At 63.0% G+C, this 25,532-nt stretch carries 25 protein-coding genes; 13 read left to right on the plus strand and 12 right to left on the minus strand.

Annotation, left to right across the window (positions count from 1 at the left end; translation table 11 throughout):
• Window positions 1–17: 17 nt before the first annotated feature.
• Genes DSM104635_RS01325 through DSM104635_RS01335 form a run of 3 tightly spaced genes read left to right on the plus strand, consistent with a single transcriptional unit; the run spans window position 18 to window position 1,957 of the window.
• Complete coding sequence (locus DSM104635_RS01325) at window positions 18–485, plus strand: DUF7662 domain-containing protein (RefSeq protein ID WP_158764462.1); 468 nt, start codon at window positions 18–20, stop codon at window positions 483–485.
• Window positions 482–895, plus strand: coding sequence for a type II toxin-antitoxin system VapC family toxin (locus DSM104635_RS01330; protein ID WP_158764463.1), 414 nt, complete (start codon window positions 482–484; stop codon window positions 893–895). Before DSM104635_RS01325 ends, DSM104635_RS01330 begins: the two co-directional genes overlap by 4 nt.
• 6 nt (window positions 896–901) lie before the next feature.
• A complete protein-coding gene (locus tag DSM104635_RS01335) occupies window positions 902–1,957 on the plus strand; it encodes a 2-oxoacid:ferredoxin oxidoreductase subunit beta (RefSeq protein ID WP_158764464.1) in 1,056 nt (351 codons plus the stop codon).
• 7 nt (window positions 1,958–1,964) lie between these two features.
• Here the strand turns inward: DSM104635_RS01335 and DSM104635_RS01340 are convergent, their stop codons facing one another.
• Together DSM104635_RS01340 and DSM104635_RS01345 are read right to left on the minus strand one after the other, a co-directional pair.
• Complete coding sequence (locus DSM104635_RS01340; protein WP_158764465.1) at window positions 1,965–2,372, minus strand: DUF805 domain-containing protein; 408 nt, start codon at window positions 2,370–2,372, stop codon at window positions 1,965–1,967.
• Between the two features lie 47 nt (window positions 2,373–2,419).
• A complete protein-coding gene (locus tag DSM104635_RS01345) occupies window positions 2,420–3,649 on the minus strand; it encodes an NAD(P)/FAD-dependent oxidoreductase (protein WP_158764466.1) in 1,230 nt (409 codons plus the stop codon).
• Between the two features lie 48 nt (window positions 3,650–3,697).
• On the opposite strand from DSM104635_RS01345, the gene DSM104635_RS01350 reads away from it, so the two are divergent.
• From DSM104635_RS01350 to DSM104635_RS01365, 4 genes are read left to right on the plus strand one after another with little or no spacing between them, the layout of a single operon-like run.
• On the plus strand, window positions 3,698–4,600 hold the full coding sequence (locus tag DSM104635_RS01350) for a dihydrodipicolinate synthase family protein (RefSeq protein ID WP_158764467.1): 903 nt from the start codon (window positions 3,698–3,700) through the stop codon (window positions 4,598–4,600).
• The gene (locus DSM104635_RS01355; RefSeq protein WP_158764468.1) at window positions 4,597–5,598 is read left to right on the plus strand and encodes a 4-hydroxyproline epimerase; all 1,002 of its coding nucleotides are present in this window, start codon (window positions 4,597–4,599) and stop codon (window positions 5,596–5,598) included. The genes DSM104635_RS01350 and DSM104635_RS01355 overlap by 4 nt, the downstream gene beginning before the upstream one ends.
• A 59-nt stretch (window positions 5,599–5,657) precedes the next feature.
• Complete coding sequence (locus tag DSM104635_RS01360; RefSeq protein WP_228445794.1) at window positions 5,658–6,578, plus strand: TSUP family transporter; 921 nt, start codon at window positions 5,658–5,660, stop codon at window positions 6,576–6,578.
• Between the two features lie 10 nt (window positions 6,579–6,588).
• Entirely contained in the window at window positions 6,589–8,352 is a 1,764-nt protein-coding gene (locus DSM104635_RS01365; RefSeq protein WP_158764469.1) for a DUF885 domain-containing protein, read from the plus strand.
• Window positions 8,353–8,366: 14 nt separating this feature from the next.
• On the opposite strand, the gene DSM104635_RS01370 is transcribed toward DSM104635_RS01365, so the two are convergent.
• The 3 genes from DSM104635_RS01370 to DSM104635_RS01380 all read right to left on the minus strand — a co-directional run bounded on the left by DSM104635_RS01370 (window position 8,367) and on the right by DSM104635_RS01380 (window position 10,909).
• Window positions 8,367–9,104, minus strand: a complete 738-nt coding sequence (locus tag DSM104635_RS01370; RefSeq protein WP_158764470.1) for a DUF72 domain-containing protein — start codon at window positions 9,102–9,104, stop codon at window positions 8,367–8,369.
• A gap of 1 nt (window position 9,105) precedes the next feature.
• The gene (locus tag DSM104635_RS01375) at window positions 9,106–9,912 is read right to left on the minus strand and encodes a crotonase/enoyl-CoA hydratase family protein (protein WP_158764471.1); all 807 of its coding nucleotides are present in this window, start codon (window positions 9,910–9,912) and stop codon (window positions 9,106–9,108) included.
• Between the two features lie 232 nt (window positions 9,913–10,144).
• A complete protein-coding gene (locus DSM104635_RS01380) occupies window positions 10,145–10,909 on the minus strand; it encodes a hypothetical protein (protein ID WP_158764472.1) in 765 nt (254 codons plus the stop codon).
• Window positions 10,910–11,014: 105 nt separating this feature from the next.
• Between DSM104635_RS01380 and DSM104635_RS01385 the strand changes: the two genes are divergently transcribed.
• Window positions 11,015–11,851: an AraC family transcriptional regulator gene (locus DSM104635_RS01385; RefSeq protein ID WP_228445795.1), complete on the plus strand. Its 837-nt coding sequence runs from the start codon at window positions 11,015–11,017 to the stop codon at window positions 11,849–11,851.
• Here the strand turns inward: DSM104635_RS01385 and ligD are convergent.
• The 3 genes from ligD to DSM104635_RS01400 all read right to left on the minus strand — a co-directional run bounded on the left by ligD (window position 11,840) and on the right by DSM104635_RS01400 (window position 16,186).
• Complete coding sequence (gene ligD, locus DSM104635_RS01390; protein WP_158764474.1) at window positions 11,840–14,299, minus strand: DNA ligase D; 2,460 nt, start codon at window positions 14,297–14,299, stop codon at window positions 11,840–11,842. The two genes, DSM104635_RS01385 and ligD, sit on opposite strands and share 12 nt — an antisense overlap.
• Window positions 14,300–14,307: 8 nt before the next feature.
• Window positions 14,308–15,231, minus strand: a complete 924-nt coding sequence (gene ku, locus DSM104635_RS01395) for a non-homologous end joining protein Ku (RefSeq protein WP_158764475.1) — start codon at window positions 15,229–15,231, stop codon at window positions 14,308–14,310.
• An 82-nt stretch (window positions 15,232–15,313) separates the two neighbouring features.
• Window positions 15,314–16,186: a LysR family transcriptional regulator gene (locus DSM104635_RS01400; RefSeq protein WP_158764476.1), complete on the minus strand. Its 873-nt coding sequence runs from the start codon at window positions 16,184–16,186 to the stop codon at window positions 15,314–15,316.
• A 212-nt stretch (window positions 16,187–16,398) separates the two neighbouring features.
• Here DSM104635_RS01400 and DSM104635_RS01405 point away from each other — a divergent pair, with 212 nt between their 5' ends.
• From DSM104635_RS01405 to DSM104635_RS01420, 4 genes are all read left to right on the plus strand, one after another.
• Window positions 16,399–17,562, plus strand: coding sequence for an isovaleryl-CoA dehydrogenase (locus tag DSM104635_RS01405; protein WP_407703503.1), 1,164 nt, complete (start codon window positions 16,399–16,401; stop codon window positions 17,560–17,562).
• A 147-nt stretch (window positions 17,563–17,709) separates the two neighbouring features.
• A complete protein-coding gene (locus DSM104635_RS01410) occupies window positions 17,710–19,314 on the plus strand; it encodes a carboxyl transferase domain-containing protein (RefSeq protein ID WP_158764478.1) in 1,605 nt (534 codons plus the stop codon).
• A gap of 27 nt (window positions 19,315–19,341) precedes the next feature.
• On the plus strand, window positions 19,342–19,656 hold the full coding sequence (locus DSM104635_RS01415; RefSeq protein ID WP_228445796.1) for a hypothetical protein: 315 nt from the start codon (window positions 19,342–19,344) through the stop codon (window positions 19,654–19,656).
• Window positions 19,657–21,561, plus strand: a complete 1,905-nt coding sequence (locus tag DSM104635_RS01420; RefSeq protein ID WP_158764480.1) for an acetyl/propionyl/methylcrotonyl-CoA carboxylase subunit alpha — start codon at window positions 19,657–19,659, stop codon at window positions 21,559–21,561.
• 66 nt (window positions 21,562–21,627) lie between these two features.
• On the opposite strand, the gene DSM104635_RS01425 is transcribed toward DSM104635_RS01420, so the two are convergent.
• Genes DSM104635_RS01425 through hpf form a run of 3 tightly spaced genes read right to left on the minus strand, consistent with a single transcriptional unit; the run spans window position 21,628 to window position 23,433 of the window.
• Window positions 21,628–22,290, minus strand: coding sequence for an acyltransferase (locus DSM104635_RS01425; RefSeq protein WP_158764481.1), 663 nt, complete (start codon window positions 22,288–22,290; stop codon window positions 21,628–21,630).
• Between the two features lie 5 nt (window positions 22,291–22,295).
• The gene (locus tag DSM104635_RS01430) at window positions 22,296–22,763 is read right to left on the minus strand and encodes a PTS sugar transporter subunit IIA (protein WP_158764482.1); all 468 of its coding nucleotides are present in this window, start codon (window positions 22,761–22,763) and stop codon (window positions 22,296–22,298) included.
• 52 nt (window positions 22,764–22,815) lie between these two features.
• Window positions 22,816–23,433, minus strand: a complete 618-nt coding sequence (gene hpf, locus DSM104635_RS01435) for a ribosome hibernation-promoting factor, HPF/YfiA family (RefSeq protein WP_158764483.1) — start codon at window positions 23,431–23,433, stop codon at window positions 22,816–22,818.
• A 226-nt stretch (window positions 23,434–23,659) separates the two neighbouring features.
• On the opposite strand from hpf, the gene DSM104635_RS01440 reads away from it, so the two are divergent.
• Window positions 23,660–24,586, plus strand: a complete 927-nt coding sequence (locus tag DSM104635_RS01440; RefSeq protein WP_158764484.1) for a DMT family transporter — start codon at window positions 23,660–23,662, stop codon at window positions 24,584–24,586.
• Here the strand turns inward: DSM104635_RS01440 and DSM104635_RS01445 are convergent.
• On the minus strand, window positions 24,583–25,497 hold the full coding sequence (locus tag DSM104635_RS01445; protein ID WP_158764485.1) for a DUF2785 domain-containing protein: 915 nt from the start codon (window positions 25,495–25,497) through the stop codon (window positions 24,583–24,585). The genes DSM104635_RS01440 and DSM104635_RS01445 overlap by 4 nt on opposite strands.
• Window positions 25,498–25,532: the final 35 nt, after the last annotated feature.

Below are 25,532 nucleotides of genomic sequence, written 5' to 3' on the forward strand. Positions count from 1 at the left end.
GGTAATACCTTTTCGGCATGAAGTACGCGAGTTTGCGCGCGTTTCTGCTGGCGCGGCAGGAGCCGCGGATCAGCATGTCGTTTGCGCAGGTCGCGGCCGCAGCGAAAGTGAAGCTGCCGGCCTCGGCGTTTCGATACCCGCAATGGTGGCAGAACGACGCCGAGCACCATGTCCAGGCGAAGGCTTGGATCGAGGCTGGCTACAAAACGGAGAATGTCGATCTCGACGCGCAAAGTGTAGAATTTGTGCGCGTGGCGTCGCGAGCGCGCGGAGTACGTGAGGTGCAAGAGAGCTACGATCACAAGCCCGCGACGCCGTACAAGGTGCATCCCGCGTACGGCGCGCTCAAGGGCACGTTCACGATTGATCCTCGCTGGGACCTGACCAAGCCCTCGCTCGATGAAGACGAACTCGCCGAGATGGACGCGAATATCGATCGGTTGGCGGACCGCGTCGAAGAGGGCATGCGTCGCAACAAGAAATGAGACCGCCATTTCTGCTCGATACGTGCGCTGCGCTCTGGTTCATGGACGCCACGCTACGAAAGGCGACCGTAGATGCGCTGACGGATGCCTGCAATCAAGGGACGGGTACTTTCATCTCGCCCATTACCGCGTTTGAGGTCGGTCAGCTCGCGCGCAAACGGAGGTTCAAATCTCACTTGACGCCGCTGCAGTGGTTTGAGCGCCTAATAGGCATGCCGGGGATGGTCCTCGCGGATTTGCCGCCGGCGGTCTTTATCGCATCATCGGAGCTACCGGACTGCCAAGCGAAGGACCCGAGCGACCGCATCATCGCCGCCACCGCCCGCGAGTATGGCTTTACGGTAGTCACACGCGACCGCGCGTTGCTAGACTACGGCAAGCAGGGCTATCTAAGCGTCCTGGAGTGCTAGCCGCCGATGACCTACATCGCCAAACCGTCGCTGCATCACCCGTCGCTCGAGCGCAACGCCGCCGGCCACACCCGGCGCGACTATGAAGGCCGTATCTCCACGCTCTGCGCCGGCTGTGGTCACGACTCGATCAGCGCCTCGATCATCCAAGCCTGCTTCGAAATCGATCTCGAACCGCATCGGCTCGCAAAATTCTCCGGCATCGGTTGCTCGTCGAAGACGCCGGACTATTTCGTCAGCCCAGCGCACGGCTTCAACGCCGTCCACGGCCGCATGCCGTCCGTGCTCACCGGCGCCAACATCGCCGCGCGCGATCTGATCTATCTCGGCGTCAGCGGCGACGGCGACAGCGCCTCGATCGGCCTTGGCCAATTCTGCCATGCGGTGCGCCGCGGCGTGAACATGACCTACATCGTCGAGAACAACGGCGTGTACGGCCTCACCAAAGGCCAATTCTCCGCCACCTCCGACAAAGGTTCAAAGGCCAAGAAGGGCGCGGAGAACAAAGACGCGCCGATCGATCTCGTCATGCTCGCACTGCAACTCGGCGCCACCTATGTCGGCCGTAGCTTCTCAGGCGACAAACACCAGCTGGTGCCGTTGATCAAAGGCGCGCTGTCGCACAAAGGCACCGCAATCCTCGATGTGCTGAGCCCGTGCGTGGCGTTCAACAACCACGTCGGCTCAACCAAGAGCTTCGACTACGTGCGTGAGCACAACGAAGCCGTGAACCGCATGGACGTGATCACGCCCCGCGCGCCGATTGTCGCCGATTACAAGCCAGGTGAATTGAAAGAAGTCCGCCAGCACGACGGCTCGATCTTGCGTTTGCGCAAACTGGAAGAAGACTACGACTCCACCGATCGCCACGCCGCGCTGGGCTACCTCGCAAAGAAAGCGGCGGAAGGGGAGATCGTGACGGGGCTGCTGTTCGTTGACCCCGACGCAAGCGACCTGCACGACGCCCTCGGCACAGTCCATTGCGCACTGAACAAGCTGGAAGACGCCGAACTGGTGCCGTCGCTCAGCGCGCTGGAAAAGATCAACTCAAGTTTCCGCTGAGCATTGTTCATTCTTGTTCGGAATCGGGGTTCTTGCGGACCTTGGGGCGTTCGAACTTGATTCCAGGCGCGGGCGGATCGCCGAACCGATTGGACGCTGGATCGCCGGGAATGCAGCCCAGCCATATGATCAGGCCAGCGATGATCAGCGTAACGATTCCCAGGACGGGTAGCGCGCTGTCGCGTGGAAGGAGCGAGAACGCCGCTATCACCGCTCCAATCTCCAACGCCAGTGGCGCCAACACTAGCCAACCGGATCGGCCAATATCGTGAAGGCGCGGGACGCATAGAATTACCAGCACGACCTCGCTGACCGGCGTTCTCCTCTGGAAGTAAAAGTTCAGGACGACGTAGAGCGCGACAATGATGACGACACAGAGCCAGAACATCGCTCTATTCATACGTCCCTGAAGCATCGCCGCATTCTCCTTTAATCGCTCTGCCTTGATCTGGCCGGCCTGCATCAGGCAAACCGCTCAATCCGGAACGGCGCAATATCGATCGGCGGCGCCTTGTCCGTCGCAATCGCGCAAATGATCTCCGCCGTAATCGGCGCTTCGGTCAGCCCAAGGTGCGCGTGCCCAAACGCATAGAGCACCTTCGGCGCCCGCTCCATCCGTCCAATCGCCGGCATAAAATCCGGCAGCGACGGCCGCGAACCCACCCAGCGATCCGGGTTCGCCGAGACCTGAATCCCAAGCTCATCAATTCGCTGCCGCAGACGCCGCCATTTGCGCTCATCGCCAGGCGCGTCCGGTGAGCCGAACTCGACAAAGCTCGTGCAGCGCAGACCGCTCGTGAATCGCGACACCGCGATGAAGTTTTCCTCAAACACGGTCGTCGGCAAATCGCGCGGCCAGTTGGTCTCCGCGCTCTGCAAATGATATCCGCGCTCGCCAATCAGCGGCGCCCGCGCGCCAAGCTGCTCCATCAGTCGTCGCGACCACGGCCCCGCGCTGACAAGCACAGCGTCCGCTTCGCGCGTCGAGCCATTCGCCAGCGTCACGCGCCCATTCACCTCAACCCGCGCCGCGCTGCCAACAACAACCTCACCGCCGCGCTCCGCGAACGAAGCCAGCATCGCATCGCGCGCGCCTTGCGGGTCACTCACTTGCCCGGTGCCACTGAACAGCACTGCCGCTGTCGGCGCACGATTGAGCACGCCGACGTAGCGCTCCAGCTCAGCCGCCGTCATTTCGCGATAACTCGTCCCGCCCCATTGCGCCGCCGCGAACGCTTCGAGCCCACGTGCTGCGCCTTCGCGTGTCATCCACGCCGTCACATGCCCGTGCGGTATCACCAAATCCGGCTTGCCCGCCAGCTCCGCGATGCGATGCCAGGCCGGGAGCGAATCCGCGAGCAGGGCAGAGAGCGCCTCGCGACCTCGCGCGAACTGCGCCGGATCGCACGCCGCCAAAAACCGCATCGCCCACGGCGTCCACAGCGCCACGTCGGTCCACCGAAAGTCCAGCGGCCCGCCGAGCCCGAAACTCGAACGCGGCGCGCGCAGCACATTGCCCCACGACGACCACGGCGACACCTGCTCCGAACCGATGTGCCCGGCATTGCCGTACGAAGCGCCGCGACGCACGTCGCCCGGATCGATCAGCGCCGTCTGCACGCCCGCCGCTTGCAGCCGCAGCGCACATGCGGCGCCCACCAGGCCGCCGCCGATCACCAGAATGGATTTCATCGCGGCGGTTGATCGTATAGGTTCGCCGCCTTGGCAAGCGAGGTTTCGATGCAAGTCTCTTGGGCGGGCGTGTTTCCAGCGGCTACGACTCAATTCGCGCCCGATCTCTCCATTGATTACGGCGAAACGCAGCGCGTGCAGGACGCGCTCGTGCGCGACGGCGTTCACGGGCTCATCATCATGGGCACGGTGGGCGAGAACAATTCGCTGCTGCCTGATGAAAAGCGCGCGGTGCTGAAAGGCGCGGTCGAAGCCGTCAACAAACGCGTGCCAGTTATCGCCGGCGTCTCCGAACTCGACACCAACCGCGCCATCGCTTTCGCGCGCGACGCCGAGAAGAGCGGCGCTAACGGCCTGATGCTCTTGCCCGCGATGGTCTACGTGCCTGCGGAGGAGGAGTTGGTCGCGCACTTCCGCGCCGTTTCGGAAGCCGTCGACCTGCCGATCATGCTCTACAACAATCCGCCGGCGTATCGCGTCAGCGTCAGCATCGACGCCATGAAGCGACTGGCCGATCGACCCAACATCGTCTGCCTCAAAGAAAGCGCGCCCGACACGCGCCGCTTCACCGATCTCTACAATGCACTGGGCGATCGCTTCATTCTCTTTGCAGGGCTCGACGATGTCGCGCTCGAAGGCATTTTGCTCGGCGCCAAGGGGTGGGTCTCCGGCCTCACCAACGCGTTCCCGAAAGAATCGCTCGCGCTCTACGACGCCGCCACGCGCGGCGATCTCGAGACCGCCCGAGCGATCTATCGCTGGTTCATGCCGCTCCTGCACTTGGATGCCGAGCACGATCTCGTGCAATCGATCAAGCTCGCGGAGCAAATCATGGGCCGCGGCAGCGAGCGTGTGCGCCCGCCGCGCTACCCGCTCACCGGCGCGCGCCGCGCTGAAGTGACGGCGATGGTCGAGAAGGCCGCCGCCACGCGACCGAAGGTCAAGGCGTGACGCGGCATACCTTCCACTGCATCGATGGCCACACCGCCGGCAATCCAGTGCGCCTCGTCGTTGAAGGCGCTCCGGAATTGCGCGGCGCCACCATGAGCGAACGTCGCGCGGATTTTCTCGCGCGCTACGATTGGATCCGCACCGGACTCTGCTTCGAACCGCGCGGCCACGACATGATGAGCGGCGGCTTTCTCTATCCGCCGACAACACCGGAGGCCGATGTTGGCATCCTGTTCATCGAAACCAGCGGGTGCCTACCGATGTGCGGTCACGGCACAATCGGCGTCGTCACCTTTGGTCTTGAGAACGGCCTGATCAAGCCGCGCACGCCGGGCCGTTTCATCGCTGACGTGCCCGCAGGTCAGATCGAACTTAGCTACGTGCAAGAAGGCGCGCGCGTGAAAAGCGTCCGCGTCCGCAACGTTCCAAGCTATCTCGCCGCCGACAACATCGCGATCGACGTGCCGGACTTCGGCCCGCTCACCGTCGACGTCGCGTACGGCGGCAATTTTTACGCCATCATCGAACCACAAGGCGCCTATCGCGGCCTCGACGATCTCAACGCCGCGCGCATCATTCACCTCTCTCCGATCATTCGCCAGCTCGTGCGCGAGAAGATCGAGCCGGTGCATCCGCTCGACTCCTCCATTCGCGGCGTGAGCCACGTGCTCTGGGCCGATGCACCTAAGGGCGTCGGCGCGGACGGCCGCAATGCCGTGTTCTATGGCGACAAAGCTATCGACCGCAGCCCATGCGGCACCGGCACGTCAGCGCGGCTGGCGCACTTGCATGCCAAAGGCCGACTCAAAGTCGGCGACTCTTTCGTGCACGAAAGCTATATCGGCAGCCGTTTCACCGGCCGCATCGAAGCGGAAACGGAAATCGCCGGTCAGCGCGCGATCATTCCGTCCATCGAAGGCAGCGCCATCGCGACCGGCCGCAACGAAATCTGGATCGACGACGAAGACGTCTTCGCGCACGGCTTCCAAGTCGTCTAACACCGCTTGCTTCACCGGTTGGCGCATGGTCAAGTGACGAAAACCTCGGGGGAGGGATCATGAATTTGAGCGTGCAGTCGGCCGTAGCGTGGCTGATGACAATCGTCGGCGGTCTGCTCACAGCGCTGTCTGTGATCGCTGCGTATTTCGTCGCTGTGCTGTTCGGCCAAGCCAAAAAGCGCGGCGAGCTCGCGCCAAAGCCTGAAGCCATCGGTCTCGGCGCGGTCACCAATTTCTTCGACACACTCGGCATCGGTTCGTTCGCGCCGACGACGGCGTGGATGAAGCTGCGCAAGATGGCCCCCGATAGCTATTTCCCAGCCATCCTCAACGCCGGCCACGCGCTGCCAACCGTCGCGCAAGCTTTGATCTTCATCACGCTGGTGCAGGTCGATCCAGTTCTACTGCTCTCATGCATCGTCGCGTCCGTTGCGGGCGCCTTCGTCGGCGCGCCGATCGTGCAGCGTTCGCCGATCCGTTTGGTACAAGGCGTCGTCGGCGTCGCACTGTTGATCGCCGCGACGCTCTACGCGATGGCCAACCTCAATTTAATGCCCGTCGGCGGCGAGGCAATGAGCTTACCCCCCGTGCTGTTTGGCGTCGCTGTTGCGGGCCATTTCATCATGGGCATCCTGATGATGTTCGGCATCGGGCTCTACGCGCCGTCTTTGGTGCTCTTGAGCTTGCTTGGTCTCAACCCAGCTGGCGCTTTTCCCATCATGATGGGCTCGTGCGCGTTCTTGATGCCGATCTCGAGCCTCAAATTCGTCAAGTCGGACCGCATCGATCTTCGCATCGTCATCGGCATGGCGATTGGCGGCATTCCTGCCGTGTTGTTGGCGGCGTTCGTCGTCAAGTCGCTCGACGTGATTATCTTGCGTTGGCTCGTCGTCGTTGTCGTGCTGTACGCCTCCGTGCTGTTGTTGCGGGGCGCGTTCAGCGCCAAGCCGGCGCAAAACTCGCCCGCCGCTGCCTCGTAAGGGGATCGAGATGAAGACGCTCATCGTTGCAGCCGCGCTCGCCGCTTGCCTCGTTGCGCCACCCGCGTTCGCGCAAACGCCGAGCGCGGACCTCTCACAGCTGTTCGCGGACGAACGCGCCTACGCGTACCGCGAAGAACCGCTGAGTGCGACGTACGACGGCGTCCACGATTACGACGATCACCTCGCGTCAGTGACGCCGGCGGATCAAGCCCGCCGCGCCGCTGCCGACCAAGACTTTCTCCGCCGTCTCCAAGCCATCGACCGCACGGTGCTCTCGCACCAGGAGCAGATTAGCTACGATCTGTTCACCTTCATGCTTGGCGAGCGTGTTCGTTTCGCGCCGTACATCGAGTGGCGGCTGCCGCTGAACAGCGACAGCGGATTCTACTCTGAAATCCTGCAGCTGCATGACGCGATGCAGCCGCGCACCGTGCGCGACTACGAGAACTATATCGCGCGCCTGAACGACGTGCCCCGCTATTTCCGCGAACACAGCGCCAACATGCGCCAAGGCGTGCGCGACGGTTTCACGCTGCCGGCGGAAATCATGGGCGGCCTTTCCACCGTGGTCGATGGCTTCGCCTTCGGCGCGCCGGAAACCACGCCGTTCTGGACGCCGTTCGCGCAATTCCCTGACGCCGTGCCGCAAGCGGAACGCGCGCGTCTCACCGAAGCGGGCAGGGCGGCGATCACCGGCAGCGTCATCCCCGCATTCGCGGAGTTCCGCACATTCTTCCAAACCGAATACGCACCACGCGCCCGTCGCACTATCGCCGCCAGCGCGCTGCCGAACGGCCGGGCCTACTACGCCGATCTGGTTCGCTACTTCACCACGCTGCCTGACGCGACGCCGCGCCAAGTGCATCAAACCGGCCTCCGCGAAGTCGCGCGCATCCGTGGTGAGATGGAAGCCATCGTGCGCGAAGTCGGCTTTCAGGGGTCATTCAACGATTTCCTGATCTACCTCCGCACCGATCCGCAGTTCTATGCGCGCACGCCCGAAGAACTGCTCTATCGCGCCGCATGGATCACGCGCGAGATCGACGGCCACCTGCCGGATTATTTCGGTCACCTGCCACGCACGCCCTACACAGTTGAGCCGGTGCCCGCCGCGATCGCGCCGAACTACACCGGCGGCCGTTACAATCCCGGCCCGATGGGTGCGGCCGGCACGTACTGGGTGAACACCTACGCGCTGAACACCCGCCCGCTTTACGTGTTGCCTTCACTCACTGCGCACGAAGCAGCGCCGGGACACCACATCCAAGGCGCCATCGCGCGCGAACTCACCGACATGCCGGCGTTTCGGCTCACCTTCTATCCGCACGCCTTCGGCGAAGGGTGGGGGCTTTATTCCGAGCGGCTCGCCGGTGAGATGGGTATCTATCACACGCCGTACGAACGCTTCGGCCGATTGACGTATGAGATGTGGCGCGCGTGCCGGCTCGTCGTCGACACCGGCATGCATTCGATGGGTTGGTCACGCCAACGCGCGCTCGACTACATGACGGCGAACACCGCGCTCTCCGAGCACGAAATCCGCACCGAGATCGATCGCTACATCGGCTGGCCGGGGCAGGCGCTAGCCTACAAGATCGGCGAACTCACCATCGTGGACCTTCGGGAGCGGGCGCAACGGGAACTCGGCGATCGCTTCGACATCCGCGAATTCCACGACGCCGTACTCGCCAATGGCGGCGTGACGATGCCGGTGCTTACACAGGAGATCGAACGCCACATTGCTGAAGCTCGCGCGGCGCCACAGCACTAACCTCACTCGAGAGATTATTTGCTCAGCAGCTCCAGCATCGCCATAGCCGCAGCCGGATTGCGCTCTTTCGCGCCGCTGATGAAGTAGAGGAAGACGTTGCCCAACTTTTCCCAATCGCGCGCTGTCTTCAGCCAACGCTTCAGATCTGCCTTCGCATACCCCGTCGGCTCATCCGCTTTGGTCAGCTCCAATCGCGCGTACGCAAAATCTGCCGTTGGCTCGATGATCAGCGGATGCTTCTCGCTCTCCACCGTCACCACCGCGATGTTGCGTTCTCGCGCCAGCTTCAGGAACGCGTCGTCCGTAAAGCTCGCGTGCCGCACTTCGATCGCGTGCCGTAGTCTCAGCTTGCCGAGTTTCTCCGGCAGCATGTCGAAATACGCCGTCATCTCGTCCAGATCGAATTTCTTGTAAGGCGCCATCTGCCAGAAGACTGGTCCCAGCTTTGCGCCGAGTTCGCCAACGCCTGAGTTGAAGAACCATTCGATCGATTGCGCCGCTTCGCGCAAATCCTTGCGCTGCACCGCCGCGCGCGGCGCTTTCACCGAGAACATGAAGCTGTCCGGCGTCGATCCCGCCCATTTCTTGAACGATGTTGCGCTCTGCGTGCGATAGAACGTGGCGTTGATCTCGATCGCCGTCACTTTGCTCGCGGCATACTCAAGCTGCTTTGCCGCGGCGAGCTTGGGCGGATAAAACGTTTCCGCCCACGGCTCGTAACTCCAGCCTCCGATGCCGACTCGAATTGTCATCTCATTCGCCCGTGAATTTCGGCGCGCGCTTCTCGGTGAAGGCGTCCACCGCTTCCTTATGGTCGCGCGTCTCGTGCGCCAACGCCTGGAACGCTGCCGAGAGCTCCAGCACGTCGCTCAAGCGCCCGTGCTGCGCCTCGCGCAGCAGGCGCTTTGCCAATCGCACTGTACGCGGCGGATTCACCGCAACGCGCTCCGCCAGCTTCCGCGCCTCATCCATCAGTGCTTCATCCGCAACGACGCGCGACACCAGCCCAATCCGCACCGCTTCTTCCGCGTCGATCGTATCGCCCGTCAGCACCAGCTCCGCCGCGCGCGACGCGCCGATCGCGTTGGTCAAAATCCACGCGCCGCCATCGCCCGGAATGATGCCGACCTTCACAAAACTCGACGCCATCTTGGCCGATGCGCCGGCCAGGCGCATGTCGCACAAAATGCCGATGTCCAGCCCTAACCCGATCGCATGCCCGTTAATCGCCGCGATAGTCGCCACCTCGACTTCCGCCAACGCCTTGATCACCGAATGCACGCCGCGGCGATAGTTCGCGCGCGTACCGTCCGGTGTCGCACGCGGACCGATGCCGGAGCGTTCGCGAATCGCCTTCAGATCGCCGCCGGCGCAGAACGCTTTTCCCGCGCCTGTAAGGATGACAGCGTTGATCTCTTCGTCGTCGTTCGCCTTCCACAAAGCGCCGGCCAGATCGTCGCAATCCTGCTGCGTCGCGATCGCGTTGCGGCTCTCCGGCCGGTTCAGCGTCACGGTGGCGACGCGGCCATTCTTTTCATATGTCGCGAATGGAGTGGACATCAGGACCTCGATTGCAGCTCGGCGGATTTGCGTGCAATCGTTCGCCTTGCGCAAGTGTTTTCATCCTGGCGCACTGCGGGTTGAGCGACGAAGCTGGCGTGCGCGCCTTCCACACCTCGTCACGCACCGTCGCAACCGCGAGCGTCGCTCAGGTTAGGCAACCCATCTCTAGCGCCGCCATCGGCGGCTGGAAGCGCTACGAGAGGCAACTCGCGCCATTCATAAATGCCTATTACGGTTGAGCAGCGTCGCCTTGAACGAATGCGATCAGGTCTTCGGTCTGCACGGGATCAGGTCCATGCCGGCGCACCTCGACTGATCCACGCCCATCGGGACCGACGCTCACGACAACATCAGTCTCGATATCGGCCCGGAACGCGTACGTCGCCCCATTCGCGTTCGTGGTCTCTGCGCCGCCGCGCGCTTCCAGAGAAAACGTTGTCGTGCGCCCATTCTCGGACACGTCGATCGGCCGCGCCTGCGCGGCGGTTGCGAAGTCGTATGAGTGATACAGTAAGTCGCCGTCCTGATCTTCGCTGACGACAATCGTGCGTCGCCCCGTGAAGCCCATCAACCGCGTACGCGGCAACCAACGGCAAGACAGATCGCGGTCGCCGAGACGAACCGATGTGTAGGCCGGCGTGTACGCGCTGCCCGGCGTCTCCAGCATGCCGGAATTGATCTGCCGCACGTGGCCCGCGTCAGCGCCATTCTGGATCAAGCCGGTGTAAACGCTCCCAGCCGCGCCATCGTCTTCACCGATCGCGTACGTCGTTCGCTGCACGAGCGCGCCGTTCGGCTTGTCGTATTGAACGACCTCAGTCGTGCCATTCGTCTGCGCGCCAAACATCAGCACCACCGGCGCGTTGATCGCATCGCATATGAACCATGGCGCCGGCGCTGCGGCCACACGTTCCGCTGGCTCCGGCGCCACTGGCGGTTGGGATTGACCACACGCTGAGAGCGCGAGAGCAGCGGCGAGAAGAATGCGACGCATGGAACCTCCGGGCCAACGTGACGGTCTATCTTGCGCTCACAGGACATGCGATCAAGCGCGCGATTTCGCGGCGTGCGAACCTCAACGTGCTAAATGAGGAGCCAGATGGGCGATCCGGTCGAAAAGGCGCTGTGGTTCATCGAGAGCCATTTCGAAACCGAGTTATCGGCGGACGACGTTGCGCGCGTTGCGGGCGTGTCGCGGTTCCATCTGTCGCGACTATTCGCGTTGACGATCGGGCAATCTGTGATGCGCTATGCGCGCCGTCGCCGGTTGAGCGAAGCGGCGCGTGCTCTCGCGGCCGGTGCGCCGGATATTCTCACCGTCGCACTCGCCCACGGCTACGGCTCTCATGAAGCGTTCACCCGCGCTTTCCGCGATCAGTTCGGCGTGACACCCGACGCCGTTCGCGCCCGCGGCTCACTCGATGGACTGGATTTGCAGGAGCCCCTCCGCATGTACGCACAAACGAACACCGAACTTTCGCGGCCACGCTTTGAGACCTTGGATACATTACTCGTCGCTGGCCTCGGCGCCCGCTACGCTCAGGGTGGCGACCCCGCCATTCCACTGCAATGGCAACGTTTTGGCCCGCACATCGGCCACATACAAGAACAAGTAGGCTCGGTCGCCTACGGCGTTATCGCCAATTTCGATGACGATAACGCCTTCGACTACATCGCCGGTGTCGAAGTCAGCCGCTTCGCCGATCTGCCGAAGGATTTCACATCGCTCCGCATACCGGCACGCGGCTATGCGGTCTTCACGCACAAGGGCCACGTGTCCTCGATCCCCGCGACCATGCGCGCGATCTGGCAAGACTGGCTGCCGACGTCGGGTCACAAATTCGCGGACGCGCCGTTCTTCGAGCGTTACGACAATCGCTTTGATCCAAATACAGGCGCCGGCGAAGTGGAGCTTTGGTTGCCGCTAGAGTCCTAACTTGCCCCGAACCGCTTTCGTGATCTGCACTGCGTTCTTGGCGTAGTCCGCCCATGGATCGGGCTCCGCTAAGCGTGCGCTCATGTCCTTGATCTTGAACACCGACGCCGACGGAATTGTTTTCAACTCCGTCCACGTTACCGGCACCGCGATCGGCGCAGTCCCGCGCGCGCGCGGCGAGTACGGTGCAATCGCTGTCGCGCCACGGCCGTTGCGCAGATAGTCGACGAAGATGCGTCCCTTGCGCTTCGCCTTCGACATGTTGGCGACGAAGCGCTTAGGGTCGAGCGCTTCGATCTGGTCGGCAACCGCGCCAGAGAATTCCTTGATCTCGTCGAACGTGTGCTTGCGCTTCAAATTCAGCACAATGTGAATGCCCTTGCCGCCGGTGATCATGGCGAAGGAGGGCAGATCGGCGCTTTCCAATAGCGCCTTGATGTCGAACGCCGCACGCTTGACGATCTCAAAGTCGAGGCCCTCGTCCGGATCGAGGTCGAATACCATACGATCCGGATGCTCGAGATCGTCGTTCCGCGAGCCCCACAGGTGAAACTCGAGCGCGCTAATCTGCGCCGCTGAGACAATCGCCGTCGCGTTCGGCAGCGTGAGATATTCTTCCGGCTTGCCGTCGCTCTCGGTGATCGGGATCAGCTTGATGTCGTCCGGCATGCCTTTCATGGCATGCTTTTGGAAGAACGTCTGCTTGCCCACGCCGTCCGGCGCGCGCACCAAACTCACTGGCCGCCCATAGAGATGCGGCCCCATGCGATCGGCCGCCATATCGAGATACGCCGCCAGCTCTGCCTTGGTGACACCGCTTTCGGGAAACAGCACTTTGTCCGGATGCGTCAGCCGCACACGCGTCTTCATTGCGGGCGCCGCCTGCTCGGAGGTCACATCCTTCGCCGGTTTGTCGCCACGCAATCCGAGAAACACGCCGTGCCGCACCGCGCCTTCGCTGGTGAACTCTGCGAACTTCACCTGCGCCACCAGCTTCGGCTCAACCCACTTCGCGCCTTTCGCCGCTTCGCGCGGCACGGTCAGCGCAGGCTTGGCGCGCTCGATCCTCGAAAGCTTCTCGTAGATGGACGCCAGTGTCTTGTCGTTGAACCCCGTCCCGACGTTGCCGCGGTACTGCAGCTTGCCGTCCACCTTGTCCGCCAGCATCAGTGACGCAAACTGCCGCCCACGCGCCGACGGCTGGTAGCCGATTATGATGAACTCCTGCTCGTTCACGAGCTTCACCTTGAGCCAGGCATTGGTCCGCCCGCTCTGATACGTAGAGCTCGCTTTCTTCGAGACGACGCCTTCCAGGCCTTTTTCCTGAAACGCCTCTAGCACCTGAGGCCCGCCGCCTTCGAAATAGGGACTGACGCGGATCGGCGCTTTGGCCTTGGAGAGCAACTCGTCCAGAATTTCCTTGCGCTCGCTCAGTGGGGTCTTGCGCAGGTCTTTCGTTCCTTGCGCCAGCAGATCGAACACGAAGTACGAGACACCTTTGGCGACGCCGTTCTCCAATGACGCCTGCAGCGCCGAGAAATCGGTCTTGCCGTTGGCTTGCGCTACCGCCGCTTCGCCATCGAGCAACACGTCTTTCAGATTGAGCGCCGCCAGGGCATCGGCAATCGGTTGAAACTTGCCGGTCCAATCCAGCCCCGTGCGCGTGAACAGCTTCACGCTATCGCCGCTCACCGCGGCCTGGATGCGGTAGCCATCGTACTTGATCTCGTGGATCCAGTTGTCTCCCGGCGGCGCCTTCTCGACGCGCGTAGCCAACGCCGGCTCCACGAACGGCCATCTCGGCGGTTTCGCCGCCTTTGGCGCGCGTTCGCCGCCCTTGCTCCAAACCCGCGCGCCGCCCGAGCGCACGTCTTCGATCGTGCGCCCCGACACGATGCTCGTCACACTGCGCGCAACCGGATCTTCCTTCCCCGCGAACGCGTCCTTCGATTTGAACAGCAGCCAAGGATTGCCGCGCTCGCCTTCGCGCGGCTTGATCTTGACCATGTGAAACTCGCCTTTGAGCCGCTCGCCGGCCAGCACGAATTTCAACTCGCCCTTCGCCATGCCGACGTCGGGATCAAGCAACCATTTCACCTTGCCGGTGTCCCAGATGATCACCGAGCCGGCGCCGTATTCGCCCTTGGGGATCACCCCCTCGAACGAGCCGTACTCGATCGGATGGTTCTCGGTGCGCACCGCGAGGCGTTTCACTGACGGATCTAGCGAGGGGCCTTGCGGCACCGCCCAGCTCATCAGCACGCCGCCGTGTTCAAGCCGGAAATCGTAGTGTAGTCGCGTCGCCGCGTGCTTTTGCACGACGAACATGCCGCCGGCGTCCTTTAAATTGCCGCCGGCCGGTTCGCTCGTCTTCTTGAAGTCGCGCTTGCGGTTGTACTCGACGAGATCGCCGACTGTGTCGCCCGCCTTTACAGACTTCTTCGCCATTGCATGGGCTATTTCTTCGCCCGCTTAGCCGCGCTCTTGGCCGGCGCTTTCGCGCGCGGCGCCTTGGTGCGCTCAGCCGCGGCGCGCCGTTTTGGCGCGGGCTTCGCTTCGTCCTCGTCGTCGCTCGCTTTGGGCGACTTCTTCTGCAGGGACTTCTTCAGTGCGTCGACCAGCGACACAACGTTGTCGCCGTAATCCGCCGCCGGCATTTCCTGGTCTTCCAGCACCAGCTCGCCATGGCGCTCGATCTTCTTCTTCACCAGGCGCTCGATGGCGATGGCGTATTCGTCCTCGAACTTGGACGGATCGAACTTGGCCTTCTTGCGGGTGATCAGCTCTTCGGCGAGACTGATCAGATCGGCGTCGAGCTTGCCGCTCGGAATCTCATCGAAGAACGCCTTCGCCGAGCGCAACTCTTCAGCGTAATGCACCGTCTCTACGATCAGGCCGTCTTCGTACGGCTTCACAGCCGCCACATAGGAACGCCCGCGCATCGTGATTTGGCCGAGGCCAACTGTCTTGGTGCGCTTCAGCGCCTCGCACACAACGCGATACGGCTCGTCCGCCAGCTTGCCATCGGGCAGGGCGTAGTATGGCTTGTCGAAATAGATCGGGTCGATGGTCTCGGCCGGCGCGAACTGGATCATGTCCAGCGTCTTCTTTGAGTCCACCTTCAGCGCTTCGAACTCTTCATCGCTGAAAAGCACGTAGCGGCCTTTCTGGTACTCGTAGCCTTTGACGATCTCGTCCTTGTCCACGGCGCCGATGCCGGGCGCGACCTTCTCGTAGCGAATGCGCTGCTTCGAAGGCTCGTGAATCTGGTTAAACGAAATCTTCTCCTTGGAATCCAAGGCCGAATAGAGCTTCACCGGCAATGCCACCAAGGCGAGCCGGATTTGCCCAGTCCAAACGGGACGAGCTGGAGGAGCCATAACCTGTAAACACCCTGACGAGACCCGACGTTCCTTTACCGTAACATTTCTAACCACTTCCCACAACGCGCGTGGTTAGCGTTTACCTTACTTTGCGACGGTCTCCGTAGGTGGCGCGCACCGCCTCGACGAATGCGCCGCTGCGCTCGCGCATGCGATCTGAGAATACGAGGCCGACATCACGGTTTAGTGTGAAGCCAGCAAGCTTCACCGCAGCGAGCCCCGAGCGCAGAAAACTCGCGGGCGCCACCGTCACACCCAACCGCGCCGCCACCATGCTCATGGCGCGATCGTCATTCAGCGTGCGCAGGCTGAAGGAGGGGCGCACGTCGCGATTGGTGAAGTAGCGGCTGATCTCCGGCAAGCCCTCGCATTGGCGCCGCACGATCATGGTCTCGCCCGCCAGCTCGCCGCCCTCGACGCTCTCGACTCCCGACAGTTTGTGGTTAGCCGAGACGAACAACACATAAGGTTCGTTTCGAAGCTTCTCTTGCGCGAAACTCTCAAGCCCAGGCCGCAGGATCGTAATCGCCACATCGAGCCGTCCGTCCGAGAGCCTATTGGCGATGTCGCGCTCGGTGGAGTCCAGGATCTCCAGGGCCTCGCCGCCGGTATTCCGCGCATGCAATGCCATCACGCGCTCCAGGTCGCGCGCCGGAATAGTGGAGAGCACGCCGGCGCGCACGCGTTTCAGCTGCGGCGTCTCGGAGACCTCACGCAGCGCCGCCTCGTACTCCTGGGTGATCCGCCGGGCGTGGGTAAGAAACCGGCTCCCAGCCGGCGTTAGTGACACTCGCCGTGTCGTCCGCTCGAACAGCCGCGCCCCTAATTGCTCCTCCAGCTTAGCGATACCCACCGAAAGCGTGGGCTGGGTCACCGACACCCGCGCCGCCGCCTTCGAGAACGAGCCCAGCTCGGCCACGGCCAGGAAGTAGCGCAGCAGATAGCGATCCATAGACCGTATCTATCAGTCTTGTTCGAAAAGTTCAATTTTTATTGGCCAACCAAATCAATTACCACCGAGCATCCCTCCCCCTTGTGGGGAGGGGCAGGGATGGGGGTAACGGCAGTGTTCTTCAGGACAGGGCGCCGCCCGCACCCCCATCCGTCGCGCGTCCGCGCGACACCTTCCCCACAAGGGGGAAGGTGCAACAGGAGGCGACTGCGGTGACAGACTCCTACCAGCTCGATTTCCAACTCGGCGAAACCGCCGACGCCATCCGCGACACCACGCGCCGCTACGCGTCCGACCGCATCGCGCCGGTGTCCGCCGAGATCGACGCCACCAACAAATTCCCGCGCGAGCTTTGGCCCGAGATGGGCGAGCTTGGCCTGCACGGCATCACTGTCAGCGAAGACGATGGCGGCCTCGGCCTCGGCTATCTCGAACACGTTGTCGCTATGGAAGAGGTGAGCCGCGCCAGCGCTTCGATCGGCCTCAGCTACGGCGCGCACTCGAACCTTTGCGTGAACCAGCTTCGCCGCTGGGCCACGCCTGAGCAGAAGAAGAAGTATCTGCCAAAGCTCATCAGCGGCGAACACGTCGGCTCGCTGGCCATGAGCGAAGCCGGCGCGGGCTCCGACGTCGTGTCGATGAAGCTGCGCGCCGAGAAGAAGGGCGATCGCTTCGTGCTGAACGGCACGAAGTTCTGGATCACCAACGCGCCCGAAGCCAACACGCTTGTCGTCTACGCCAAGACCGAACCGGGCGCCGGCTCCGGCGGCATCACCGCCTTCATCATCGAGCGCGGCATGAAAGGATTCAGCGTCGGCCAGAAGCTCGACAAAATGGGCATGCGCGGCTCGGACACCGGCGAACTGGTGTTCGAGGACTGCGAAGTCCCGGAAGAGAACGTCATGGGCGGCCTCAATCGCGGCGTCGCCGTGCTGATGAGCGGCCTCGATTACGAACGCGCCGTGCTCGCCGCCGGCCCGCTCGGCATCATGCAGGCCTGCCTCGATGTCGTGCTGCCTTACGTCCGCGAGCGCAAACAGTTCGGCAAGCCGATCGGGGCGTTTCAGCTGATCCAAGCCAAAGTCGCCGACATGATCGTCGCGCTCAATGCCTCGCGCGCCTACGTCTACGCCGTCGCCAAATCCTGCGACGCCGGCAAAACCACGCGCCACGACGCAGCCGGCGCCATCATGTTCGCCTCGGAGAACGCGGTGAAGGTCGGCCTCGAAGCCATCCAAGCCCTCGGCGGCGCTGGCTACACCAGGGACTTCCCAGTTGAGCGCTTCCTCCGCGACGCTAAGCTCTACGACATCGGCGCCGGCACCAATGAGGTGCGGCGGTTTCTGATTGGGCGGGAGATCATTGGGGCTGGGTAATATGGACCGCCGGCGCCCTCGCCGGCATCTTTGTGTCCTTCGTGGAATCATTGTGCCTTCGTGTTTAAACACAAAGACACCAAGAGCGCACAACGCGCACAAAGAAGAGCCGGCGAGGGCGCCGGCGGTCCATATTGACGGCGCCACATGAAACTCAAATCCAATATCGACTCCAATTCCGAAGCCTTCGCCAAGAACGCCGCGCATCATCGTGGCTTGGCGCAGCAGCTGCGCGAGCGCGCCGCGCAGATCGCGCTCGGTGGTCCAGCAGAATCCCGCGCGCGCCACACCAAGCGCAACAAGCTCCTGCCGCGCGAGCGCGTTGAGCGCTTGCTCGATCCCGGCGCGCCGTTTCTCGAAGTCGGCGCGCTTGCGGCGTATGATCTCTACAACGGCGAAGCGCCCGCGGCTGGCGTGATCACCGGCGTTGGACGTGTATCTGGCCGCGAAGTGATGATCGTCGCCAACGACGCCACGGTGAAGGGCGGCGCCTATTTCCCGATGACGGTGAAGAAGCACCTGCGCGCGCAAGAGATCGCGATGCAGAACAAGTTGCCGTGCGTCTATCTGGTCGATAGCGGCGGCGCGAACCTGCCGCACCAGGCCGAAGTCTTCCCCGACCGCGACCATTTCGGCCGCATCTTTTTCAACCAGGCGCGCATGTCGGGCGAGGGCATCGCGCAGATCGCTTGCGTCATGGGCTCATGCACCGCCGGCGGCGCCTACGTGCCGGCGATGAGCGATGAAACCGTCATCGTCCGCAACCAAGGCACCATCTTCCTCGCTGGACCTCCACTCGTGAAGGCCGCCACCGGCGAGATCATCAGCGCCGAAGAGCTCGGCGGCGGCGATATGCACGCGCGCAAGAGCGGCGTCGTCGATCACCTCGCGCAAGACGACGCGCACGCGCTCCATCTCGTCCGCCGCATCGTCGCGAACCTCAACACGGTGAAGCAAGTCGGCCTCGATCTGCGCGAACCGATCGCGCCGGCCTACGATGCCGAAAGCATCTACGGCGTCATCCCCGATGACGTGCGCACGCCGTATGATGTCCGCGAAGTCATCGCCCGCATCGTCGACGGCAGCGAGCTTGACGAATTCCGCCCGCTCTACGGCCCGACCCTCGTCACCGGCTTCGCGCGCATCTGGGGCTTTCCCGTCGCGATCCTCGCCAACAACGGCATCCTGTTCAGCGAAAGCGCGCAGAAGGGCGCGCACTTCATCGAGCTCGCCTGCAAGCGCGGCATTCCGCTGCTCTTCCTGCAAAACATTTCCGGCTTCATGGTTGGCGGCAAATACGAAGCCGGCGGCATCGCCAAGGACGGCGCAAAAATGGTGACGGCGGTCGCTAGCGCCGAAGTGCCGAAATTCACGGTGCTGATCGGCGGCTCGTTCGGCGCCGGCAATTACGGCATGTGCGGCCGCGCCTATTCCCCGCGCTTCCTCTTCACCTGGCCCAACTCCCGCATCTCCGTCATGGGCGGCGAACAAGCTGCCAGCGTGCTCGCGCAAGTGAAACGCGACGGCTTGGAAGCGAAAGGCGAGACCTGGGCGAAAGCCGACGAAGAAAAATTCAAAGACCCAATCCGCGCGCGCTACGAGGCGGAAGGCGATCCGTATCACGCGACCGCGCGGCTATGGGACGATGGCATCATTGATCCGGCGCAAACGCGCGATGTGTTGGGCTTGGCGATTAGCGCAACGTTGAACGCGCCAATCCTGGAAACACGCTTCGGCGTGTTTAGGATGTAGTAGAAGCCGAAATTGCGGGAGAGAGTCATGCTGCCTTTTACAATCGCCGGTTTTCTTCTGCTTTTGATCTTTCCGCGATGGATTGTGTTGTACCTAATGGTCGGCGCCATGCTGGTCGTTGTTACGTTTCTAGAAGGGGGTCCGAGCGTCGAAATGATGATGGGTGCGTTTGGCACTGCCGCGGGCAACGCGACCATCCTCTTCCTAGGCGGCGTGTTCATTATCATCGCCCGTCAAAAGAAAACGCAGGCTTCCGCAGAAGGCCCGCAAGCAGAAGAGAGTAACCCGGCGCTCACCGGCGCTGGTGCAACCACCTCGCCATCACCTGACGCGAAGGACTAGATGCTTAAATCCGTCCTCATCGCCAATCGCGGCGAGATTGCCCGCCGCGTCATTCGAACGGCCAAGCGTCTCGGCGTGCGCACGGTCGCGGTTTATTCCGATGCTGACGCAAAAGCGTTGCACGTGCGCGAAGCGGATGAAGCCGTGCACATCGGCGCGTCGCCCGCGAAGGAAAGCTATCTGCGCGGCGAAAAGATCATCGCTGCCGCCAAGCAAACCGGCGCCGAGGCGATCCATCCCGGCTACGGCTTTCTCTCCGAGAACGCCGATTTCGCGCAAGCTGTCATCGATGCTGGCCTGATCTGGATCGGCCCGAAGCCTGACTCGATCCGCGCGATGGGTCTCAAGGACGCCGCCAAGAAACTGATGGCCGAAGCCGGCGTGCCGACCACGCCTGGCTATCTCGGCGAAGACCAAAGCGAAGAGCGCTTGCAGAAGGAAGCCGACGCGATCGGCTACCCGGTGCTGATCAAAGCCGTCGCCGGCGGCGGCGGCAAAGGCATGCGCAAGGTCGAGAAGAAGGGCGAGTTCAAAGCAGCATTGCAATCGGCCAAGCGCGAGGCCGCGTCATCGTTCGGCGACGATCGCGTGCTGTTGGAAATGTACGTGCAGCGCCCGCGTCACATCGAGGTGCAGGTGTTCGGCGACACGCACGGCAATGTCGTGCATCTGTTCGAGCGCGATTGCTCGCTGCAACGCCGCCACCAGAAGGTGATCGAGGAAGCCCCCGCGCCGGGCATGGATGCCGCCACGCGCAAGGCCGTCACCGACGCCGCCGTGCTTGCCGCGCGCGCCGTGAACTATGTCGGCGCCGGCACCATCGAGTTCATCGCCGACGCCAGTGAGGGCCTCCGCGCCGACCGCATCTGGTTCATGGAAATGAACACGCGGCTGCAGGTGGAACACCCGGTGACGGAGGAGATCACGGGACAGGACTTGGTGGAATGGCAGCTGCGCGTCGCCAGCGGCGAGAAGTTGCCGCTGAAGCAGGAAGAACTACGCATCAACGGCCACGCCATCGAGGCGCGGCTCTATGCGGAAAACGCCGCCGCCGGCTTCCTGCCCAGCACCGGCGCGCTCAAAATCCTGAAACTCCCCACTTTGCGCGGCGATCACGCGCGCGTCGATTCCGCGGTGGAGCAGGGCGACGAGGTCACGCCGTTCTACGATCCGATGATCGCAAAGATCATCATGCATGCGCCGACGCGGCACGAAGCCATCGCAAACATGCTGCGCGAATGGCGCGACGTCGAAACCTGGCCAGTGAAAACCAATGCCGGCTTCATCTATCGCTGCTTGCGCGACTCCCGATTCGAGTCCGGTGATGTCGATACCGCGCTCATCGCCTCGCGCGGCGATGCGCTCATGGCCACGCCAGCGCCGAGCGACGCCGTCGGCGCCCAGGCCGCCGCAGGTTTCATGCGCGCTGCAGCATCGCCAAGCCTAGGCGCACCGTCGACACGTGGCTCACCGTGGTCAGCGTTGCACGGTTTCCGCATCAACGCCGCACCATCGGCGCGCATCGCGATGCGCTGTGCGGGCGAGACGATCACCGTCGAAGGCGCCGACGCACACACCGCATGGCCGCACCACTGCGGCGACGCGATGATCGTGTTCGATCACGGCGATGTCTACGAGTTCACACTCGATACCGGCGAACGTAGCGCCGACGAAGCGACCGCCGGCGATGGCGCGATCCTGTCGCCGATGCCGGGCAAGATCGTCTCCGTCGCCGCGAAGGCCGGCGCGAGGCTGAAGAAGGGCGATCCTATCCTCGTGCTCGAAGCCATGAAAATGGAACACACGCTCGTAGCGCCGTTCGACGGCAAGCTCACCGAACTCAACGCCAAACCCGGCGCGCAGGTCAGTGAAGGCGTGCTGCTGGCGAAGCTGGAAGCGGAATAATATGGACCGCCGGCGCCCTCGCCGGCATGCGTCGGCGCTGGTCGGCGAGGGCGCCGGCGGTCCATATTAGCTCAGCGCGAACTCAGCTTCCGCTGGCTCCGGATGCCGCTTCGCATCGCCAAAGCTCTCGTTCACATCCACCACCGCCAGCGCCGGCACGTTAGCGTTCGACGGCACGTTCGCGCCTGGTCCAATCCGCGCATTGGCGCCGATGAACGCATAGCTTCCAATCCGCACGCTACGCACAAGCACGCGCGAGCCGCCGCCGTCGGTCTTCTTGCGCACGTGCGCCGCAAGCTCCACCTCGCGCGCAAACACTACGCGATTGCCGATATCCATCATCGAGCGATCCAGCACATCCAACCGCACCGGCCATTCCACGCCATACCCGACGCGTGAACCCCACATCCGCAACCACATTGAATAGAATCCCGGAAACACGCGCAGCAGCGATTCCAGAAACGGCAGTGCGTCGTAGATTGCCTGAATATGATGCGACGCCAGCCACGGTGAGAATTTGCGCCCGTCAATGTTGGCGACGCCGACTTTGATCGCCGACCAGCGAAACACGACCCGCTGCACAATTGGCGGCAAGAAATAGATCACGAACAGCACGAGCATCGCCGACCAGATCGTCGGCCATTGCGCAAACACGCCCAGCGCCGCGATCGACAGCACCGTCATCAGCAACGGAAACCACGAGAATACCCGATCCCACGCCGTCATCATGGATGTCAGGCGCCCGGCGCGCGCTCGGCGCTCGCAATCAGTGCGGCCAGATCGTCAGCGCCGCGTGACGCGCGCAGCTTCTCGCGCATGTCGGCGCGACGCAAAAACCGCGACACGCGCGCCAACGCCTTCAAGTGATCGGCGCCGCGATCGGGTGGCGCGAACAGCATGAACACGAGGTCCGCAGGCCGACCATCAAGCGCTTCGAAATCCTGCGCCGGCTCAAGCCGCGCGAACGCGCCCACCGGCCGTGTCACGCCTGGCACTGGTCCGTGTGGAATGGCGACGCCTTCGCCCATGCCGGTGCCGGAGAGCCGTTCGCGGATCAGCACCGCGTCGAACGCCGCGCGCGGATCGACGCCGGCGGATTTCGCCAGCGTTTCGGCAACGATCTGCAGCGCTTGCCGGCGTGATGTCACCAACAAGCGCGGCAGAATTGCTTCCGGCGCGATCAGATCGCTTAGTCCGCTCATTCTAACCCCTAGAGACGCCGCTCAAGCAGAAGCGGCGCCGCACTTCAATCTCTTATGCCCCGCCATTGAGGCGCCTCGCGGTTTGGCGCTCCGGCGCGATCCAGCCGATGTTTCCATCCGGACGCCTGTACACCACGTTCAGCGCGCCGTTGGAGGCGTTTCTGAACATGAGTGCTGGGCTGGATGAAAGATCGAGCTGCATCACGGCCATCGAGACGGTCATGGTGCGCACCGCAACTGTCGTTTCCGCGATCACCAGCGGCGGATCATCCGCCGGCGCCGACGCGTCGTCGGCATCATTTTCCTCTGCTGACGGCGCGAGCACATACGATGACGCATCCTCGGCGGGAAGAGGAGATTTGTGGTCGGCGTGGTGATTCCGCAGCCGGCGTTTGTAGCGCCGTACGCGCTTTTCCAGCTTGTCCATGGCGTCGCCGAACGCGCTGTGCGCGTCGCCGCCATGGCCTTCAGCTTGTAGGGAAATTCCTGACGGCAAGTGCACCGTGCAGTCGACTTCGATGCCGACACCGCCGCCATTCTTGCCCACTGTGACAACAGCATCGGTCGCGCGGCTAAAATACTTTGCGACCCCGCTGGAAAGTTCGTCCTCTATTCGAGTTCGTAGCGCTTCGCCGACATCCATCTGCCGTCCGGCGATTTGTATGCGCATGAAGGAGCCTCCTTAGTGTTGCAGCACGGAGGGCTCTCGGGACCGGGTCCCGCCCCCTGGGACGCCCCGATGCCTATGTATGAAACGTAGGCCCGAGGGTGGGGCCGGTCAACGCTTGGAACCCGGAAACGGCGCCAACGCACAAGTATTCGCCGCATCTGCGAACAACGCGCCTTTATCATGAGCAAAGCAGTCACCATATCCGGTTCGGATTCGGGGGAGAGGGATGAGCGCCGAACAAAGCGTGCCGGCAAGTGCTGCCGCGCCAAACACATCTGCGTTGGATCTGATTGCCATCGTGTTCTGCACGTTGGCATGGGGCACGACGTGGTTTGTCATTACGCTTCAGTTCGGTGTCGTTGATTCGGTAGTCTCGGTTACGTATCGCTTCGCGCTAGCGGCTGTGCTCCTGCTTGCGTGGTGTGCGTTGCGCGGCGAGCGCATCATGCTGACGCGCGCGCAACACTTTGCGGCGCTCGGTGTCGGGATCTCGACCTTCACCATCAACTACACGCTCGTCTATTGGGCTGAGGAGCGCGTGACGTCGGCCGTCGTTGCAGTGCTGTTCGCATCGATGGCGTTCGTCAATCTGATCGGCTTCCGCATTGCTTTCGGACAACGTTCGCCGTTGCTGGCGTGGGGCGCCGCGAGCCTTGGTATCGCCGGCGTCGCGCTGATGTCGTGGGAAGAACTCGCCGCTGCAAATTTTGGCGCGGAAGCCGTCATCGGAATCGTGATGACGCTGACAGGGGTGGCGGCCGCAGTGGTCGGCAATGTCTATGCGCGTCGCGGCGAATTGGCCGGCGCGGGCATCGCCGCTTCGACGGGCTGGGCGATGGGGTACGGAGCGGCGGCGCTCGCTGTGTTCGCGCTCATCACCGGCAAGACCTGGGCGTTCGAGCCGACCTGGCAATATGCGCTGTCGCTGCTCTATCTCGCCGTCATCGGCTCGGTGATCGCATTCCTGCTCTATTACGGGCTCGCCCGCCGGCGCGGCTATTCCACCGCATCCTACATCTCCGCGATGGCGCCGCCCGTGGCGATGCTGGTGTCCGCCGTGTTCGAGAACAAGGTCTGGGGCCTGCTCGCCCTCGGCGGCATCGCGCTAGTGGTGATGGGCCAGCTCTTGCTGCTGCGCGTGAAGCGCGCTTAGGGCAGGGCGCGGATCATCGCATTGGCGCCCGGCAACAGCGGCGCAAATGCCGCTTCGCCGCTGATGTCGACATTGGTGTAGATCACCGACGCGAACGCGCTGAGATTGTGTTTGCGCGCCAGCCCCGCATTGGTCGCGTACCAATTGCCGCTCCACGACGCCTCATCGCCAGCAAGCTGTGTGAACCAAGCCGTCCACTCCGCTTCGGTGAATTCATTGCGCTGCGCCATGTAGAGGATCGGCCGCGCCAGTCGTTCGCTTTCGCCGTAAATGTAGAAGTGCCCATTCGGCGCTACTTGGCTAGCGATAGCGCCGCGAATCCGCTCCAGCTGCGCGCGATCTACGTTCGGATTGAGCACCAGCTGCAGCATGAGGTCCGCCGCGTGCGCCGTGCCATGGCGCCAGCCCTCGCGCTCATCATAGCCACGATAATCGCGCACGCCTTCCAGATATGCGACCGACGCGTCCACCAGCTGCGCGCGCTGCTCCGCCGTCAGCCACGCCTGCACGCGATCCGTGCGCGTTACCTCCGAAAGCACCAAAGCCGCGAACGGCCGCTGAAACCCACTCGCATCCGGCGCCGTCAGCTTCGCTTGCAGGTTCGCATTCAAAGCCGCCAGCGTCTCGTTGGTGAGCGTCCGCTGACGCATCCAAGCTTGCAGCCCTTCATACGCAATCCCATCCCGCACCGTCGGATCGGGATCGCCCACGCACTCGGCAAGCGCCAAGGCCAGCGCATTGCGTTGCGCGTCATCGGCAACGGTCCACCCCGCAGCCTTTAACGCATCAAGCTGCGCCCGATCATACCCAGCAGGCCGGCACGCAGCCATCTGCGGCGCCTCGGCAAGGTCAGGCGCGGTTGCACAAGCGGAAAGGGTGAGAAGGGCGGCCGCCAGCGACGCGTGTTTCATGCGGCAAACTCACCGCGTCACACGACGAACCGCAA

The sequence above is a fragment of the Terricaulis silvestris genome, assembly GCF_009792355.1.
GTDB classification, from domain to species: domain Bacteria; phylum Pseudomonadota; class Alphaproteobacteria; order Caulobacterales; family Aquidulcibacteraceae; genus Vitreimonas; species Vitreimonas silvestris.

Bases quoted from the DNA above. Each gene is read 5' to 3' on its own strand.
- DSM104635_RS01365 (WP_158764469.1), top strand. From the start codon at position 6,589: ATGAAGACGCTCATCGTTGCAGCCGCGCTCGCCGCTTGCCTCGTTGCG.
- DSM104635_RS01440 (WP_158764484.1), top strand. From the start codon at position 23,660: ATGAGCGCCGAACAAAGCGTGCCGGCAAGTGCTGCCGCGCCAAACACA.
- DSM104635_RS01370 (WP_158764470.1), bottom strand. From the start codon at position 9,104: ATGACAATTCGAGTCGGCATCGGAGGCTGGAGTTACGAGCCGTGGGCG.
- DSM104635_RS01425 (WP_158764481.1), bottom strand. From the start codon at position 22,290: ATGATGACGGCGTGGGATCGGGTATTCTCGTGGTTTCCGTTGCTGATG.
- DSM104635_RS01410 (WP_158764478.1), top strand. From the start codon at position 17,710: ATGAAACTCAAATCCAATATCGACTCCAATTCCGAAGCCTTCGCCAAG.
- DSM104635_RS01420 (WP_158764480.1), top strand. From the start codon at position 19,657: ATGCTTAAATCCGTCCTCATCGCCAATCGCGGCGAGATTGCCCGCCGC.
- DSM104635_RS01380 (WP_158764472.1), bottom strand. From the start codon at position 10,909: ATGCGTCGCATTCTTCTCGCCGCTGCTCTCGCGCTCTCAGCGTGTGGT.
- DSM104635_RS01400 (WP_158764476.1), bottom strand. From the start codon at position 16,186: ATGGATCGCTATCTGCTGCGCTACTTCCTGGCCGTGGCCGAGCTGGGC.
- DSM104635_RS01335 (WP_158764464.1), top strand. From the start codon at position 902: ATGACCTACATCGCCAAACCGTCGCTGCATCACCCGTCGCTCGAGCGC.
- ligD (WP_158764474.1), bottom strand. From the start codon at position 14,299: ATGGCGAAGAAGTCTGTAAAGGCGGGCGACACAGTCGGCGATCTCGTC.
- DSM104635_RS01350 (WP_158764467.1), top strand. From the start codon at position 3,698: ATGCAAGTCTCTTGGGCGGGCGTGTTTCCAGCGGCTACGACTCAATTC.
- DSM104635_RS01375 (WP_158764471.1), bottom strand. From the start codon at position 9,912: ATGTCCACTCCATTCGCGACATATGAAAAGAATGGCCGCGTCGCCACC.
- DSM104635_RS01445 (WP_158764485.1), bottom strand. From the start codon at position 25,497: ATGAAACACGCGTCGCTGGCGGCCGCCCTTCTCACCCTTTCCGCTTGT.
- DSM104635_RS01430 (WP_158764482.1), bottom strand. From the start codon at position 22,763: ATGAGCGGACTAAGCGATCTGATCGCGCCGGAAGCAATTCTGCCGCGC.
- hpf (WP_158764483.1), bottom strand. From the start codon at position 23,433: ATGCGCATACAAATCGCCGGACGGCAGATGGATGTCGGCGAAGCGCTA.
- DSM104635_RS01340 (WP_158764465.1), bottom strand. From the start codon at position 2,372: ATGCTTCAGGGACGTATGAATAGAGCGATGTTCTGGCTCTGTGTCGTC.
- DSM104635_RS01360 (WP_228445794.1), top strand. From the start codon at position 5,658: ATGAATTTGAGCGTGCAGTCGGCCGTAGCGTGGCTGATGACAATCGTC.
- DSM104635_RS01345 (WP_158764466.1), bottom strand. From the start codon at position 3,649: ATGAAATCCATTCTGGTGATCGGCGGCGGCCTGGTGGGCGCCGCATGT.
- DSM104635_RS01415 (WP_228445796.1), top strand. From the start codon at position 19,342: ATGCTGCCTTTTACAATCGCCGGTTTTCTTCTGCTTTTGATCTTTCCG.
- DSM104635_RS01330 (WP_158764463.1), top strand. From the start codon at position 482: ATGAGACCGCCATTTCTGCTCGATACGTGCGCTGCGCTCTGGTTCATG.
- ku (WP_158764475.1), bottom strand. From the start codon at position 15,231: ATGGCTCCTCCAGCTCGTCCCGTTTGGACTGGGCAAATCCGGCTCGCC.
- DSM104635_RS01325 (WP_158764462.1), top strand. From the start codon at position 18: ATGAAGTACGCGAGTTTGCGCGCGTTTCTGCTGGCGCGGCAGGAGCCG.
- DSM104635_RS01385 (WP_228445795.1), top strand. From the start codon at position 11,015: ATGGGCGATCCGGTCGAAAAGGCGCTGTGGTTCATCGAGAGCCATTTC.